Source organism: Cognatundibacterium rivi, assembly GCF_018139565.1.
Taxonomy (GTDB): Bacteria; Pseudomonadota; Gammaproteobacteria; order Burkholderiales; family Burkholderiaceae_D; genus Undibacterium; species Undibacterium rivi.
In genome coordinates this window covers 557,861-572,048 of the sequence record NZ_JAGSPK010000002.1, presented here as the reverse complement: position 1 = coordinate 572,048, position 14,188 = coordinate 557,861, and the positions used below count along the sequence as shown (strand labels likewise).

The following is a 14,188-nucleotide window of genomic DNA, read 5'->3' as shown; positions in this document are numbered from 1 at the left end:
GAAAGTCCATAGTTTATTGCTTTTATGTAATGAACCACCCCCCATGCAAGGTACTTCCACAAACCCCGAAACCAAGGGTAATTCAAACCCCGATTTCCCGCTAGCGCCTGACAAAACAATTTCCTTACAACTAACCTGACATTCTTTAACTGAAAAATGGCAACGCTGAAAACTATAGCTGAATGGGCAGAAACCCTTGGTATATCAAGACAGCAAGGATATGCCGCAGTTAAACGGTGCGAGATTCCAGTAAATGGTGGAAAAGTCGATCTGGAATACGCAACGATTCTGTATCACAGACACACTAGACAACGGGCTAACGCTGCACGCCAAGCAGATAGAAAATCTGATGTGCAGTTCTCGTTGGGAGGTGAAGGTGATTATCAAGCTGCGCGTGCGCGGCGCGAGGCAGCCGAGGCTTCCATTGCTGAAATGAAAGAAGCAGAAATGCGTGGGAAGTATCTACTAAAAACGGAAGTTGATTCTGCAATCTTTGAAATTGCCAGAGCGCTGCGTGATGGATTAACGAACTGCTCAAAGCGTTTAGCTGGTGATGTCGCCTCGTTGTTAACTTCAGAAGAGTGCGAGGACGTGATTGAACGTGAGCACCGTGCGCTTCTAGAATCCATGTCACATAGTTTGAAGTCTAAATTGAATGTCATAGACGATGGAGATGATGAATGACTCCAGCGAACACTGTGATCGATGAGGCATTTGCACGTGGTTTGCAGCCAGATCCCAATATGACTGTCGATGAATGGTCGGATCGCTACATGATCATCCCGAAGGATTCTGGCGCCAATGAATACGGTAAGTATCGAACATCAAAGACCCCACATGCTCGGCGAATCATGCAGGCCCTGTCAGATAGCCACCCATGCAAGCGAGTCGTGCTAATGGGAGCGTCTCAAATGATGAAAACACAGGTCGGTCTAAACTGGTTTGCATGTAGTGTTCATCAGTCCCCCGCAAATTTCCTATGGATTCTCCCGACAGGAAAGCTGGCAAAGAGAACCAGTACCCGTATCGCTAAAACCATCGCAGCGGTCCCAGAGTTGACCGAACGTGTAGCAGCCCCCAGATCGCGCGACTCTGTCAACACATTGGATACTAAAGATTACACCGGTGGCTCATTGTTTATCGTAACTGCCGGTGCAGCAGCTAATTTGGCAGAGGTTCCAGCACGCCGTGTGTTGTTCGATGAAGTAGATCGCGCTGACGCAAACGTCAACGGTGAAGGAGACCCCGTAGCACTTGCAGAGGCACGTCAAACAACGTTTGAGCGAAACAAAAAATCTTATTATCCATGCTCGCCGACAATTACAGGAGAGTCAATTGTCGAGACGCTCTATGAAAAGGGGACAAAGCATGTTGCCTTAGCTGAATGTGTGCATTGTGGGCATCCGCAGCCTCTGGTTTTTGAACGGTTGAAGTTATCAGACGATGGTCAGGATGTAGTGTATCCCTGTGAAGCTTGCTTTGAGGTTATGTATGAGTCAGATAAAAACAAAATGTTTGTCAATGGTCTATGGTCTGACGGTGTTGCCGGTGATGGTGAGACTGAAAGCTTTACGATTCCAGCTCTCTTTATCTCATACGGGGGTATGCCATGGAAGGCACTTTGGAATGAATATAAAAAAGCCAAAGAAAAACTAGCTGAAGGTAGTGAAGAGAAGATGATTGCTTTCTACAACACTAGGTTAGCACGGTGTTGGGAGCGCGCAAAAGAACAGACGCAGGCAAAAGAGTTGCAGGACCGAGCAGAAGATTATCGCCTTGGAATTGTGCCGCGAGATGGGCTCATTCTGACCGCTTCAGTAGATACTCAGCCAGACCGATATGAAATGAAAGTAGTTGCCTGGGGAGAGGGAATGGAGTCATGGATTGTTGATTATCAAATCATCCTTGGTTCACCTTCAGACGAGGAAACAAATGCAAAGCTGGATAAGGCGCTTGAAGGCCGCTACCAACATGAGTGTGGAACGTTTTTGTCAATTTCCTCTGCATTCATCGATTCTGGTGGAGCCAATACACAAGATGTCTACAATTTCACACGAGTTAGAAGGCATCGACATATTTTTGCAATCAAGGGCGCATCTCAGTATAACAAGCCAATTTTAAGTGCAAAACCAACCCCGGTTGATGTTAGTTGGCAAGGGAAAACAGAGGTTAGAGGTGCGCAGCTCTGGTTAATTGGTACTGATACAGCAAAGGACTATTTATCCGCTCGGTATAAGTTGAAAACGGGACCGGGTGCAGTACATTTTTCCAAAGATTTACCTGAAGAATATTTTAAGCAATTGACAGCGGAATACCGTATTCATGTCTATAAGCGCGGCCGCAAAGTCAGTATTTGGGATAAAAAACAATCTGACAGGAATGAGGCCGGCGACTTGATGGTTTATAACCTTGCAGTTGCATACTACTTGGGGCTGCACAAAAAAACACCTCACCAGTGGCAGATGCTGCGTGACTACGTAGATCCGCAAACAAAGGACCTGTTTTCAGAACCAATTACCATCAAAGATAGTGCTGAAGAAGTAATCGAGTCAGCATTTCCAGCAATTCAGCAAAGCACACCTTGGACTCAAACAACAAAACCGCAGGCGTCGCAATCTCGCCCAGCTAACCGCACGATGGGAAGAGCATGGTAATGAAAAACACTGAAAGTAGTCCAGATCTAATCGATTTAATTTTTAAGTACATTGAAGAAGAATTCCCCGAGGTACAAGACAGGATTTCAGAGCTGAAGCCGACGATCCGAAAGGAGTTTTCAGGAATAGAAACTTACATTAGACAGCGTTCAATGACTGATAGAGAAAATCAAATTCGTGAAGTAATGAGCTTGTTTAATGGACGTAACGCAACCGAAGTCGCTCGTAGGTTAAACATCAGCCGGGCAACAGTTTATCGATGCATAAAGACATCAGCTCGTTGATAAGAAAACGTCTCACTTTTCCGAGAAATGAGACAGTTTTTTTCGTACTCTGTCGTCATGCCTCTCACTCTAGCCGATTTAAATAATATTGATGCTGCAATTGCTACCGCTGAACTAGAGGTGGAAATAGATGGTAAGCGCGTCAAATACCGATCTACATCTGAATTGCTTGCTGCGCGCCGTCACGTAGAGAGCGTTTTGTCAGCGCAATCAACCCCAAGAACCTCATACCGATTCAGATTCACTACCGGGCGAGGTGATTAATGCGCAACCTCATTGATACAGTCGTTGGTTGGGTTAATCCACAAGCTGGACTTCAGCGTCACTACGCTCGGAAAGTGTTAGAACGTGCCTACGAAGCGGCTAGTCCTCGTGATGGCTGGCGCGTCCGCAGAGCCGGTGCTAGTGCAAATGCTGATCATGTAGCCGATGCAGCTATCATTCGTGGAAAGGCCCGTGCACTTGTTCAGAACGTTCCATATGTTTCAGCTGGCATTGAGGCACTGGTAGCGGCCACCGTTGGCACGGGGATATCCCCTAGAGCCACTGGTCGAAACAGTGAAAAAATAAATAAATTACTAAAAAAATGGATGGCTGTTTGTGATGCGGATGGTCGTCTGGATTATCACGGGCTTATCGCATCAGCATACAAAGCAATGGAACAAGATGGCGAGGTTTTGATCCGACTGCGCCATCGAAAGATATCCGATGGATTGCCCGTGCCGCTTCAACTTCAATTGCTTGAAATTGATTGGCTTGATAGTAGAAAAACGGCTCCTTCCGGACAAAATCAAATTATTAACGGCATTGAATATGACCCATTGGGCGCCGTTGCAGCCTACTGGTTATGGTCGCAGCATCCAGGTGATATGAGCTTGCTTAAATCCTTTCGCATGGAGAGTAAGCGTGTTCCTGCAAATCAGATCATCCATCTTTATTCTCCTGCTCGTCCAGGCCAAGGACGTGGATTTAGTCGTTTGGCTCCGGTTATTTCACGCGTCCGAGATGTGCAGCTCTACGAAGACGCTGAGTTGGCGCGTAAAAATCTCGAGTCTCGATTAAGTGTTATCGCCAGCGGTGATGTTTCTCAGATGGCTAACCCAGCATCCTATGGGGATGCAGGTGACCCAGCAGTACGAGCACAGCAAACAGGTGACTTGGGTGAGCTTGGCAGTGGTTCTATCATCCAGGCGCCACCAGGCATGACAATGACCGTTGTAGAACCAAAGCCATCAGCGGGTTACGTTGAATATATCAAATTTAATCTTCATCTGATTGCATCTGGGATGGGATGTACCTATGAACAGATCACTGGCGATATGACGGAAGTCAATTTCAGCAGTGCCCGTGTCCGTCTCTTGGACTTTCGGCGAAATGTTTCGCAAATGCAGTGGCTGATTTTGATTCCTAAATGTTTAATTCCTATACATGAGGCGTTTATCGAAGCGGCATATCTTGCACAAAAAATTGATGTGCGTGATAGCAGTGTGGACTTCAGTGTTCCCAAGTTTGATTACGTGAATCCTGAGCAGGATGTGAAATCTGATCTTGCTGAAATTAGTGGCGGTTTGAGTAGCGTGAGTGAAAAGCTTCGCCAGCGTGGATACAACCCAAAAGAAGTATTTGAAGAGTTGAAGTCAGATTTTGATGAGTTGGAAAAATTGGGTATTTTGCAGACGCTTTTGTTTCTTCAAAAGGGTAATTTGCCGACTCCGAATGCATCTACAAAATAATTTGAAAATCGTCTCACTTTTCCGAGAAATGAGACAGTTTTTTTAAGAAAATATAACCATGCCAAAACAAGCTGCAAAGCCAACGAATCCACAACAGCAACATGACATGCCAGTGCAATGTCGCAGTGCTGAGTTAATCCCCTCAACATTCAATGAGCAGGACAACACAGTCGAAGTCGTTTGGACGACAGGCGCCCGTGTTCGCCGTTACGACTGGTATAACGAGACGCCATACGAAGAGGAGTTGGTTGTCACTCCTGATTCTGTGGATATGTCCCGTTTTGATGCCGGTGTCGTACAAGTTCTTGATGGACATTCAACCTATGGAGGTGTTGCAGCGATTCTAGGGATTGCGGTACGTGCTTCCATTCAGGAAGGTCAAGGAACCGCCACATTACGTTTAAGTGGTCGTGAGGATTTGGCAGGAATTATTAAGGATATCAAAGACGGAATCATTCGCTCAGTCAGCTTTGGCTATAGCGTCCAGAAGTATGAGATCACCAGATCAATTGATCGCACAGATGGCGTCAACGTTCCCTTGTACCGGGCTGTTTCCTGGCAGCCATACGAAATCAGTTTTGTAACCGTCCCAGCAGATCCGGACGCTAGCACTAGAGAAAAACCCTCAAACGGCATGCCGTGCGAGTTCACACGGGCATCTGCCCACTCACCTACAGAGGATAATCAAATGACTCCTGAAGAAATTGAAGCTCAGCGTCAGCGTGATGCAGAGGCGCAAACCCGTGCAGCAGAGCAGGCGGCAGCGGCCGCAGCTCAACGCTCCGCAGACATTACAGAGTTGTGCACACGGCATAATGTCGCGCATCTGGCCGCAGGCCTGATCCGTAGTGGTAATGATGTTACACAGGCGCGTTCCGCAGTGCTGGATGAACTTGCTCGCAATGATGCAGCATCTGGTGGTCACCAAAACGTGCGTGTGCAAACGATTGTTGATGAAACGGATACGCGTTTGCGCGGCATGGAAGAGGCAATCAGCCATCGCATTAACAGTCGTGCAGAATTGACTGATAACGGTCGCCAATATCGCGGTATGAGCTTGCTGGAAATCGGCCGTGACTATCTTCAGTCACGTGGTGTCGAAACGCGTGGTATGGATCGGATGCGCTTAGCCAGTACGATGTTGAACTTCCGTTCTGGCGGCATGTTAGCGACCAGCGATTTTGCAAGTTTGTTTGCAAACGTAGCCAATAAGCGCCTGCGGAACGCATACGATGACAATCCTGGTACTTATCAAATGTGGGCTCGCAGAGCGCCAAATGCGCCGGATTTTAAGAACATCTCAGTGGTGCAGTTATCTGGCGCTCCAGACCTATTACAGACCAATGAACATGGTGAATTTAAGTATGGAACCATGAAAGATGGTGCGGAAACTTATGCTGTGGTGACCTACGGCCGCATCGTGCCATTGTCGCGACAAGCGATTGTCAATGACGACCTGCGCGGCTTTGATCGTCTGGTTGCTGCATTCGGCAACAGTGCACGCCGCCTTGAAAACCGCACAGTCTATAGCCAACTCACTGCAAATGCGCCGATGAGCGATAACGTTGCACTGTTTCATGCTACGCACGCGAACTTATCGTCTGGTGCCGGTTCTGCATTGCAAATGAGTGCACTGACAAGTGCACGTGCAGCAATGCGCGTTCAAAAAGGCTTCCAGAGCGAGGAATTGAATATCACCCCTCGTTTCCTGATCTGTCCGGCATCGTTGGAACAATTGGCTTACCAGTTGACTAGCTCAAACTATGTGCCGGCCAAAGGTTTAGACGTAAATGAATTCCGCCAAGGCGGCCGCACAGCACTGGAACCGATCATTGAACCAATTCTGGATGCCAATAGTGCCACAGCCTGGTATCTCGCCAGTGATAACGGTCAGATTGATACGGTTGAGTACTGTTACCTCGACGGTGCCGAAGGTCCTGTCATTGAAACAGATATCGGCTTTGAAACAGATGGCATTGCATACAAATGTCGCCTGGACTTTGCTGCGAAGGCTGTCGATTTCCGTGGTCTGTATAAGGCAGCCGGGGCTTAAGCAGGGCAGTTTTGAGTAGGCAGACAGTATCTGCCTACGAATTAACATTTTTACTCAACGGGTGGAATATGAAAAATTTTTATCAAAAAGGTGACGTACTGACGCTGACTCCGGCAGCTGCCGTTGCTTCCGGTACTGGATGTTTGTTTGGTGCCAGTCTGTTTGCTATTGCGACTACGGATGTTGCTGCAGGTGTTCCAGGTGAGTTCCTGGCAGAAGGTGTTGTGAGTGTCGCCAAAACCAGTGCATTGGCGATTGCGACAGGTGATCGCTTATTTTGGGACCCGGTGAATAAATGTGTAAATAAAACCCTGACGGGTCAACAGTGTGTTGGTATTGCAGTAGCAGATGCGGCTAACCCTTCAGCAACTGTATTGATGAAGATGGAAGTGGTAACAGCTTCAGCGACTTAACACTCAATACAATCTAGAGAATAGCAGCAATGTCCTCAATTGAATCACGGTTAAACGAAAGCATAGTTAGACATATGGCAAATGCGGACTGTGACATACCTGGTGGTCCAACTCGTGGGATTTTTCGACGTGAATCCGTTGATGTGTTGGGTGGAATCGGGATGGTGGAGCAGACTGATACTCTAAAAGTTGTTGATTTCCCCGGTAGCTCTGCTCTGATAGGCGTTGATATTGGGATTGATGAGTTAGCGTGGCGCGTGGCGGATGTCAGGCCAGATAGTTCAGGGATGATTAAATTAATTCTGGAGAAAACATGACAGCTAAGACTGTTTTTTCTGGAATTGTTGATTCATTTGTCAGCATATTGAATTCCCCTACTCCATTGGCTTCTATTGTTGCCCGTGATAGCGGTTACCATGTTCCTGAGCAGGTTGGTAGTGCAATTAATGTTTTTTGGGAGGGTAGTAGGCCTCAAGAAGCTGGCATCGCCGGTGCGCCAATAGATTGGCAGACCAGAATAGTGGTCGATTGCTATGCGAGAACTACTGTAAAAACTGGTGGGGAAGCAGCGGATGAATTACTTTCATCTGTCTATGCTCGTTTAGCTAGTGACCCTACATTGAATGGAAGTGTGTTCAATATAGGGCTTCCAATGATTGAGCTTGATACTGAATCCGGCGCTCAAAAAAATGGATGGATTCGCCTTATGTATGTAGTAGAGCACCGAACAAATGAAGGAGTGCTTCATGCCTAATGAGTTTGAAACAAAATTATCCCAGCCAGATTGCCCGCCACCAGGCGGCGGATCATGGAAGTGGGAAGGCAAGTGGGTAGAAAATAACCCGACAGATGCATCGAAAGATCAGTCAGAAGAGACCGCTTAGCCATATCGTCAAGTCACCCCTTAACGCTGTGAAGCGCTGGGGAACATTTTAAACATTCTTAACGCCGTGAGGCGCTGGAGTTAAATATGCCACGTTACACCCGAAATACCCTCATTGCGGCAAAAATCGAGACCACAGCAGGCACAGATGCAGTGCCGACGGGTGCTGCAAATGCCTTGCTTGTCAGTGACATGAGCATCACCCCATTAGATGCTAAAAATATTGATCGTGCTCTGGTTCGTGGTTTTTTCGGTGCCAGCGAGCAGTTAGTGGGTACGGCCAGCGTCAAAGTCAGCTTCACCATTGAATTGGCTGGCTCAGGAACAGCAGCAACAGCGCCCGCTCTGGGGCAGCTGTTACAAGCCGCTGCCATTGCAGAGGCCTCGCTCACATCGCCAGCACGCGTCGAATACAGCCCAGTATCAACAGGGCTCAAGACCGCCACTATTTATTATTACGATGATGGTGTGCTTCATAAATTACTCGGTGCGATGGGCACATGTACGCTCGGTGCAAAAGTGGGTGAGCGTCCAACGCTGAAATTTGAATTTACTGGCCTCGATGGCGGCGTTAGTGCAGCTTCAGCAAGTGGCACTTTCACTGCGTGGCAAAAGCCGGTGGCAATTACAAAAGCCAATGTTGTTGATATCACGCTTGGTGCAACCTATTCGCTCGGTGCATTAAGCGGTGGCACTGTGTATCCAAGCACAGGATTGGAAATCAACTTAGGCAACACCGTTGCATATACACCTCTGTTGAGTTCTGAACAGGTTGATATCACCCAGCGTGAAACAACCGGCTCAGTTGAGCTTGATCTGACGGCCGCGCAAGAAGTCACCTTCATGGGCTCAGTAAAGTCAAATTCAACGCAAAGCCTCGCACTCACCATTGGCACGACCAGCGGCAACAAAATCATCATCTTTGCTCCCAATGTCCAGATGGTCAGCCCTAAAAAAGTCGATCAAAACGGCCGCCGTCTCATTGGTTTCGATCTTCGCCTGTTGCCGACCGCATCTGGTTCCGGCAACGACGAATTACGCCTCGCCTTTGTTTAACTCACTGCCCCAGCTTAGCTGGGGCGCTCTTTCCATACCCGGATGAAAAGGAAACACCATGTACACATTAGCTGTTGAAAATACCGTCAAAGTGCCAGTGAAGTTCAACCTGAACAACGCTGGAAAAGTATCAAATTTTTCTTACTCGCTGACATGTGATCGCCTTGAACAGGATGAGTTGCGTGATGTCTTTGCAGATAAAGATCTGACGATCAAGGACCTGCTCAAGCGCATCACTAAAGGTTGGAGCGGTCAGACATTAGTGCTCGATGACAGCAATAAACCTGCTGAATTCAGTGAAGACGCATTCAACGCCATGCTGCGCGTCGCTGGCATTGATTCGGTTATTTACAGCGCGTATTTGAAAGAAGTAGGCGCAAAAGAAAAAAACTAGCAGACGCCGCAGCGCTTCTTGCCAAAGGACAGCTTCGGATTCCATCTGGTAACGAATCTGAAGCAACACCAGAGCAAGAGGTGAATGCGGCCGCAGCGGCACTGGGTTTGGTGATTGAACAGACCATCGAGCTGGGAGAAGATTTTTATCTCTGGCCTGAATGCGTCCCTGCATTTAATTGCTGGCGGCGCATACAGACACAGTGGGTGCGTGATGCAGAAGGGCGCTTACTCGGATTGAATTACCCAGGCGTCAAAGTCGTCATCGGCTTTTACTTTAGCAAGCGTCTTCACAGCGAGATATTCAGTGCACTGCAAGCAATGGAAATAGCCCACATCAACGCATTAGCAACATAAAGAGCAAACATGGCAGACGCAAAGATCAGACTATCCGTTGACGGCACCGCTCAGGTGATCGTGGATCTGTCGTCTGTCGAAGGAAAAATGCTGCAACTGGAAAAGCAGGTTTCCAGTTCTGGCGCCAAGATCAAAGACGTGATGACAGCCGCAGCAGGGGCGCTTGCCAGTTGGGCGATTGTCGATAAAGTCAAAGACATGGCAATGCTTAACGCGCGCTATGAAACACTTGGCGTTTCCATGGCTGTTGTCGGTAAAAATGCAGGTTATACCGGGCAGCAGATGGAAGACACTGCGCTGGCACTGCAAAAAACTGGTATCAGCATGATCGAATCACGCCAGCAAACCATGCGCCTGGTGCAGGCCCATATCGATCTCAGTAACGCCACCAAGCTCGCCCGCATTGCGCAAGATGCTGCCGTCATCGGCAACATGAATTCATCCGAGGCATTTGCCCACATGATTCACGGCATCCAGACCGGGCAAACAGATGTACTGCGCACCATCGGTCTGAATATCTCGATGGAAGACTCGTATAAGCAGATGGCGGCCACGCTTGGTAAAAACAAAGACATGCTCACGCAGAATGAGAAAACACAAGCGGTTCTCAATTCTGTCATGGCGGCCGGTGGTGATATCGCCGGTGCTTACACGGCAGCAATGGATACGGCAGGTAAGCAAATCCTGTCAATGACCCGCTATACCGAAGACATCAAAGTATTGCAGGGCGAAGTTTTTAATGAGGTGTTGACCATTGCTGTGATGGGCTACACCGAGCATCTGAAGGAATCCAACGGCCAACTTAATGAGATGGCAAAAAATCAGGAGTTGAAGCAGTGGGGGCAAGATATTGCCTATACGTTCTCATTCATTGCTGATTCAATCGATGGTGCAAAAAACGTCGCTATGCTGTTTGGCAGCAGTCTTGGTGCAGTTGCTGCTAAATGGTCAAACTGGCGTGAATACGTTCACGATAAAGAAGAAGCAGAGAAAAACTTCACAGGAAAACGGCTTGAAGAAGAAAATGCCGCAATTCTGGCGGCCTATGATCAGCGCCGCAAATCAATTGATGATGCGTATAACGAAACACAAGATGGTGTGCTGAATAAGCAAGGCCGGTTTGTGCGCTCGTATGAAGAACGACTGAAGGCGCTGGCAGCAAAAGAAAGCGCAATCAACGCTGAAAAAGTCGCGAAGCAGCAAGATTACTTTGAAAAAGTGCTTCAGATGCAAAGGATTTATGCCAACTATAGTTTGGAAATCCAGCAAAACGTACAGCGGCAGCTCGCACAGTCCTATTTTGGCGACAACCATAAATATTCAGATACTGCACCTGCCGCGCCAAAGGCATCGACCGAACTGTCCAAATATCAGCAGCTGATCAAGAGTATCGAAGAGAAAATCGCAGTTCAGCGGCTAGATATGAATACGCAAGAAAAGCTCACTGAGGGTGAAAAGCTGGCGGCAAAGGTGCGCTCAGATCTGAATGAAGGCGTCATTAAGCTGACGAAGTCAGAGACCGCCAATATCCTGGAGCTGACCCGCAAACTCACTGTATATGAAAAACATAACCAGCTCGCCAAAGAGGTGGAAAAATCTTATGTTGCAAACACTAAAGCAATCATAGAGAGCTTCAACAGTCAGACGGTAACGTATGGCAAGGCCAAAGATGCCCTTGACGATTATGTCCGATCAGTTGAAGAAAACAATGCGCAGACAGATTTAGAAATCAGCCTGATGGGCAAATCATCCGTCGAACGTGCAACAGCGCTTGAGCAATACAGAATTGAACTGGATCTGCAAAAACGCATCCGGGATGTAAGAAAACTCAATCTGCTCGATGTTGATAAAGAGTCTCTGATTAGTGGTTACACCGAAGAAGCCACAAAGGCCAAGGCAGCAGCCATCAATAAAGCGCAGGTCAGCGAGTGGTCAAAGACCGTCGATACCATGGATAAAACATTCCATGATGGCTTTGCTGCCATGCTCGACCGTGGCGAGGGCGTCTGGGGTTCTTACGTTAAGTCCTTGAGAAACACATTCAAATCGACCCTCGTTGACGAACTCTACAAAATGTTCGCCAAGCCATTTGTACTGCAAGCCATTGCTGGTATTGGCAGCATGTTTGGCATGACCGGCGCGGCGCAAGCATCTGGCGCGATGGGTGGTGTGGGCAGTGTCGTCAGCGGGTTATCTGGGGTGACTTCTGGTTTGAGTAACCTGTATAGCTTGTTCACTGGAGGGGCGCAATCAGCATTCAACTCATTTGCTCTTAGCAATATGGGAATGAATCTCGGCTTGAGCTCGTCACTATCATCTGCGTCGACCATCGGGGTAGGGCAGTTGTCCGGGTTGGGCTCAACAGGTCAGTTAGGCTTAACTGGTATGGGGCAAGTTGGCTCAAGCATTGCAGCTGCAGCGCCGTGGGTTGCTGCAGCGCTGGCTGCGTACTCGATTGGTACGGCAGCATTCGGCCATGGTGAACGTCAGATCACCGGCCAAAACGTTACCGCCAATGTTAATTCCAGCGGCGTCAGTGGTAGTAAAAATGTCAGCCATACCAAGTCAGGTGGCTGGTTTTCCAGTGATATAAACGGGCAATGGAACTTTGATTTAAATACTGGTAAAACTGTTGCCGATGGTGTTACATATAACGACGTAACAGGTGGCGCACAAAAAGCCGGTAAGGCAATCAAGGCAGGGTTCGATTCGCTCTTATCCAGCACCATGGATTTTTCCAAGTCGTTGGGGCTTAGCGCTGACGCGATCAAAGATAAAACCTATTCATTGAAATTCGATTTCGGCTCTACTGATGCCGAATTCATGACTAACCTGGCCAATGCGTTAGCAGGTGTCGCCGATACGATGGCGCAAGATTTACTGCCGTCGATCGCAACACTCAAGCTTGACGGCGAATCTGCTGCTGATGCGTTTAAACGGCTTGGCATCGAAGCGACGCTCGTCAATACCCGTATAAAAGATCTCGGGCTGACATTTAAGACTGACGGTCTCGATACGACTGCACTGATCACGGCAAAAGACCGGTTGGTGCAGTTTACTGGTGGTGCGCAGGCGTTCAGCGACAAAACCGCTTATTTCGCCGCCAATTTCCTGACCGAAGCTGAGCGCATGCAGCCTACAATTGATTCGGTCACCAAAGGCATGGCGGATCTGGGATACGCCAATATCACGACGGTCGAGCAATTTAAAAATCTCGTTCGGGGCCTCGATACATCAACAGAAGCTAACGCCAAGCTATTTGCTTCTTTGATGGACCTGATGCCAGGCTTTAAAACAGTGGCCGATTACATGGATTCATTAGGTAATTCATCTAATGCTGCAGCGGCTGCACTGGCGCAAACGAATAAATCAATACAAGACCAGATCGATCAACTGCGCGTCTCAATGATGACGCAGGAAGAGCAGCAGCGAAAATTGATGGAAGGGCAGGACGAAAGCACGCAGGCCAAGTACCGCGAATTATTTGCTTTACAAGCCCAAAAACAAGCAACAGAAGATGCCGCCGCCGCCATGGAGGCTGCTGCCGCCCGCATAAAATCCGTTGCAGATGAACGCTACAACCTGGAAACAGAGTATTACAACCTGATCGGCGATACTGCAGAGTTGCGTAAGCGCGAGCTCGAAAAGCTGTCCCCAGAAAATCGTGCTTACAAAGAAAAAATCTACGCAGAAATGGATGCGCAGAAAGCGCAACAGGCTGCACAGCAAGCAGCGCAAGAAGCGGCCAGTGCTGCTGCACAGCTAAAGTCTGCATGGCAATCGCTAGCTGATTCTATCGTCAGCGAGGTTTCCCGCCTGCGCGGGCTGACATCAACGTCATCTGCTGCCGGTATCGCTGCTGCAGAGTCTCAATTTGCCATCTCCACTGCGCAAGCACGTGCCGGTGATCAGGATGCAATGAAACTCTTGCCTGCACTATCGCAAGCGCTCGATAAATTATACGAAAGCACAGCAACCAGCCAAGCCGAGTTAAGCCGCAATCGCGCTGCTTTGGCCTACAGCTTAGAGCAAACCGCAGGCACGACCAAGCGCTACGGCGTTACGTTGCCCAGCTATGACATTGGCACTGACTATGTTCCTGTTGACCAGATTGCACAAATTCATCAAGGCGAACGCATCACGCCAGCTGCCTACAACCGCAGCGACGCAACAAATGCGGATCTCGTTAAGCAAATGCAGATATTGAACGAAAAAATAGACAGGCTGGTGTCGGCCGCTAAAAGCAGTGCAGAAAGCAACAGATCAACAGCCGAAGTACTGGATAACCTGACTGGCGGTGGCGGCCCAGCCTTAGTAAAGGTGGTGTCCGTATGACAGTCGCCTTACTTAGCCTATTGGTGC

14 protein-coding genes are annotated in these 14,188 nt (G+C 48.4%); all 14 read left to right on the top strand.

Translation table 11 applies throughout. The features are described 5' to 3' along the window. The first annotated feature begins 156 nt into the window (after nucleotides 1-156). The 14 genes from KDM87_RS06865 (at nucleotide 157) to KDM87_RS06805 (ending at nucleotide 14,161) form a co-directional block, all read left to right on the top strand. Nucleotides 157-684 (top strand): hypothetical protein, encoded by a 528-nt coding sequence (locus tag KDM87_RS06865; RefSeq protein WP_212678378.1) that lies wholly within the window; start codon nucleotides 157-159, stop codon nucleotides 682-684. Beyond that, a complete protein-coding gene (locus KDM87_RS06860) occupies nucleotides 681-2,654 on the top strand; it encodes a phage terminase large subunit family protein (RefSeq protein WP_212678377.1) in 1,974 nt (657 codons plus the stop codon). The genes KDM87_RS06865 and KDM87_RS06860 overlap by 4 nt, the downstream gene beginning before the upstream one ends. Further along, nucleotides 2,654-2,938 carry a helix-turn-helix domain-containing protein gene (locus KDM87_RS06855; protein WP_230407620.1) on the top strand — a complete coding sequence of 95 codons (285 nt, stop codon included), beginning with the start codon at nucleotides 2,654-2,656 and terminating at the stop codon, nucleotides 2,936-2,938. The genes KDM87_RS06860 and KDM87_RS06855 overlap by 1 nt, the downstream gene beginning before the upstream one ends. Nucleotides 2,939-2,965: 27 nt before the next feature. Next, nucleotides 2,966-3,202: a phage head-tail joining protein gene (locus KDM87_RS18020; RefSeq protein ID WP_408058701.1), complete on the top strand. Its 237-nt coding sequence runs from the start codon at nucleotides 2,966-2,968 to the stop codon at nucleotides 3,200-3,202. After that, on the top strand, nucleotides 3,202-4,671 hold the full coding sequence (locus KDM87_RS06850) for a phage portal protein (RefSeq protein WP_212678375.1): 1,470 nt from the start codon (nucleotides 3,202-3,204) through the stop codon (nucleotides 4,669-4,671). The genes KDM87_RS18020 and KDM87_RS06850 overlap by 1 nt, the downstream gene beginning before the upstream one ends. Before the next feature lie 58 nt (nucleotides 4,672-4,729). Next, nucleotides 4,730-6,724 (top strand): prohead protease/major capsid protein fusion protein, encoded by a 1,995-nt coding sequence (locus tag KDM87_RS06845; protein WP_212678374.1) that lies wholly within the window; start codon nucleotides 4,730-4,732, stop codon nucleotides 6,722-6,724. A gap of 68 nt (nucleotides 6,725-6,792) precedes the next feature. After that, nucleotides 6,793-7,137, top strand: a complete 345-nt coding sequence (locus KDM87_RS06840; RefSeq protein WP_212678373.1) for a DUF2190 family protein — start codon at nucleotides 6,793-6,795, stop codon at nucleotides 7,135-7,137. Nucleotides 7,138-7,166: 29 nt separating this feature from the next. Then, nucleotides 7,167-7,454: a head-tail joining protein gene (locus KDM87_RS06835; RefSeq protein ID WP_212678372.1), complete on the top strand. Its 288-nt coding sequence runs from the start codon at nucleotides 7,167-7,169 to the stop codon at nucleotides 7,452-7,454. Next, the gene (locus tag KDM87_RS06830) at nucleotides 7,451-7,891 is read left to right on the top strand and encodes a hypothetical protein (protein WP_212678371.1); all 441 of its coding nucleotides are present in this window, start codon (nucleotides 7,451-7,453) and stop codon (nucleotides 7,889-7,891) included. Before KDM87_RS06835 ends, KDM87_RS06830 begins: the two co-directional genes overlap by 4 nt. Further along, complete coding sequence (locus KDM87_RS06825; RefSeq protein ID WP_212678370.1) at nucleotides 7,884-8,021, top strand: hypothetical protein; 138 nt, start codon at nucleotides 7,884-7,886, stop codon at nucleotides 8,019-8,021. Before KDM87_RS06830 ends, KDM87_RS06825 begins: the two co-directional genes overlap by 8 nt. 86 nt (nucleotides 8,022-8,107) lie before the next feature. Then, complete coding sequence (locus KDM87_RS06820) at nucleotides 8,108-9,076, top strand: phage tail tube protein (protein WP_212678369.1); 969 nt, start codon at nucleotides 8,108-8,110, stop codon at nucleotides 9,074-9,076. Nucleotides 9,077-9,134: 58 nt separating this feature from the next. Beyond that, nucleotides 9,135-9,470, top strand: coding sequence for a hypothetical protein (locus KDM87_RS06815; RefSeq protein ID WP_212678368.1), 336 nt, complete (start codon nucleotides 9,135-9,137; stop codon nucleotides 9,468-9,470). A gap of 80 nt (nucleotides 9,471-9,550) precedes the next feature. Next, nucleotides 9,551-9,826: a DUF1799 domain-containing protein gene (locus KDM87_RS06810; RefSeq protein ID WP_212678367.1), complete on the top strand. Its 276-nt coding sequence runs from the start codon at nucleotides 9,551-9,553 to the stop codon at nucleotides 9,824-9,826. Nucleotides 9,827-9,835: 9 nt separating this feature from the next. After that, the gene (locus tag KDM87_RS06805; RefSeq protein ID WP_212678366.1) at nucleotides 9,836-14,161 is read left to right on the top strand and encodes a hypothetical protein; all 4,326 of its coding nucleotides are present in this window, start codon (nucleotides 9,836-9,838) and stop codon (nucleotides 14,159-14,161) included. Nucleotides 14,162-14,188 lie beyond the last annotated feature (27 nt).

Excerpts from the sequence above, each read along its gene's own strand:
- KDM87_RS06865 (WP_212678378.1), top strand. The coding sequence starts at position 157 with ATGGCAACGCTGAAAACTATAGCTGAATGGGCAGAAACCCTTGGTATA.
- KDM87_RS06860 (WP_212678377.1), top strand. The coding sequence starts at position 681 with ATGACTCCAGCGAACACTGTGATCGATGAGGCATTTGCACGTGGTTTG.
- KDM87_RS06855 (WP_230407620.1), top strand. The coding sequence starts at position 2,654 with ATGAAAAACACTGAAAGTAGTCCAGATCTAATCGATTTAATTTTTAAG.
- KDM87_RS18020 (WP_408058701.1), top strand. The coding sequence starts at position 2,966 with ATGAGACAGTTTTTTTCGTACTCTGTCGTCATGCCTCTCACTCTAGCC.
- KDM87_RS06850 (WP_212678375.1), top strand. The coding sequence starts at position 3,202 with ATGCGCAACCTCATTGATACAGTCGTTGGTTGGGTTAATCCACAAGCT.
- KDM87_RS06845 (WP_212678374.1), top strand. The coding sequence starts at position 4,730 with ATGCCAAAACAAGCTGCAAAGCCAACGAATCCACAACAGCAACATGAC.
- KDM87_RS06840 (WP_212678373.1), top strand. The coding sequence starts at position 6,793 with ATGAAAAATTTTTATCAAAAAGGTGACGTACTGACGCTGACTCCGGCA.
- KDM87_RS06835 (WP_212678372.1), top strand. The coding sequence starts at position 7,167 with ATGTCCTCAATTGAATCACGGTTAAACGAAAGCATAGTTAGACATATG.
- KDM87_RS06830 (WP_212678371.1), top strand. The coding sequence starts at position 7,451 with ATGACAGCTAAGACTGTTTTTTCTGGAATTGTTGATTCATTTGTCAGC.
- KDM87_RS06825 (WP_212678370.1), top strand. The coding sequence starts at position 7,884 with ATGCCTAATGAGTTTGAAACAAAATTATCCCAGCCAGATTGCCCGCCA.
- KDM87_RS06820 (WP_212678369.1), top strand. The coding sequence starts at position 8,108 with ATGCCACGTTACACCCGAAATACCCTCATTGCGGCAAAAATCGAGACC.
- KDM87_RS06815 (WP_212678368.1), top strand. The coding sequence starts at position 9,135 with ATGTACACATTAGCTGTTGAAAATACCGTCAAAGTGCCAGTGAAGTTC.
- KDM87_RS06805 (WP_212678366.1), top strand. The coding sequence starts at position 9,836 with ATGGCAGACGCAAAGATCAGACTATCCGTTGACGGCACCGCTCAGGTG.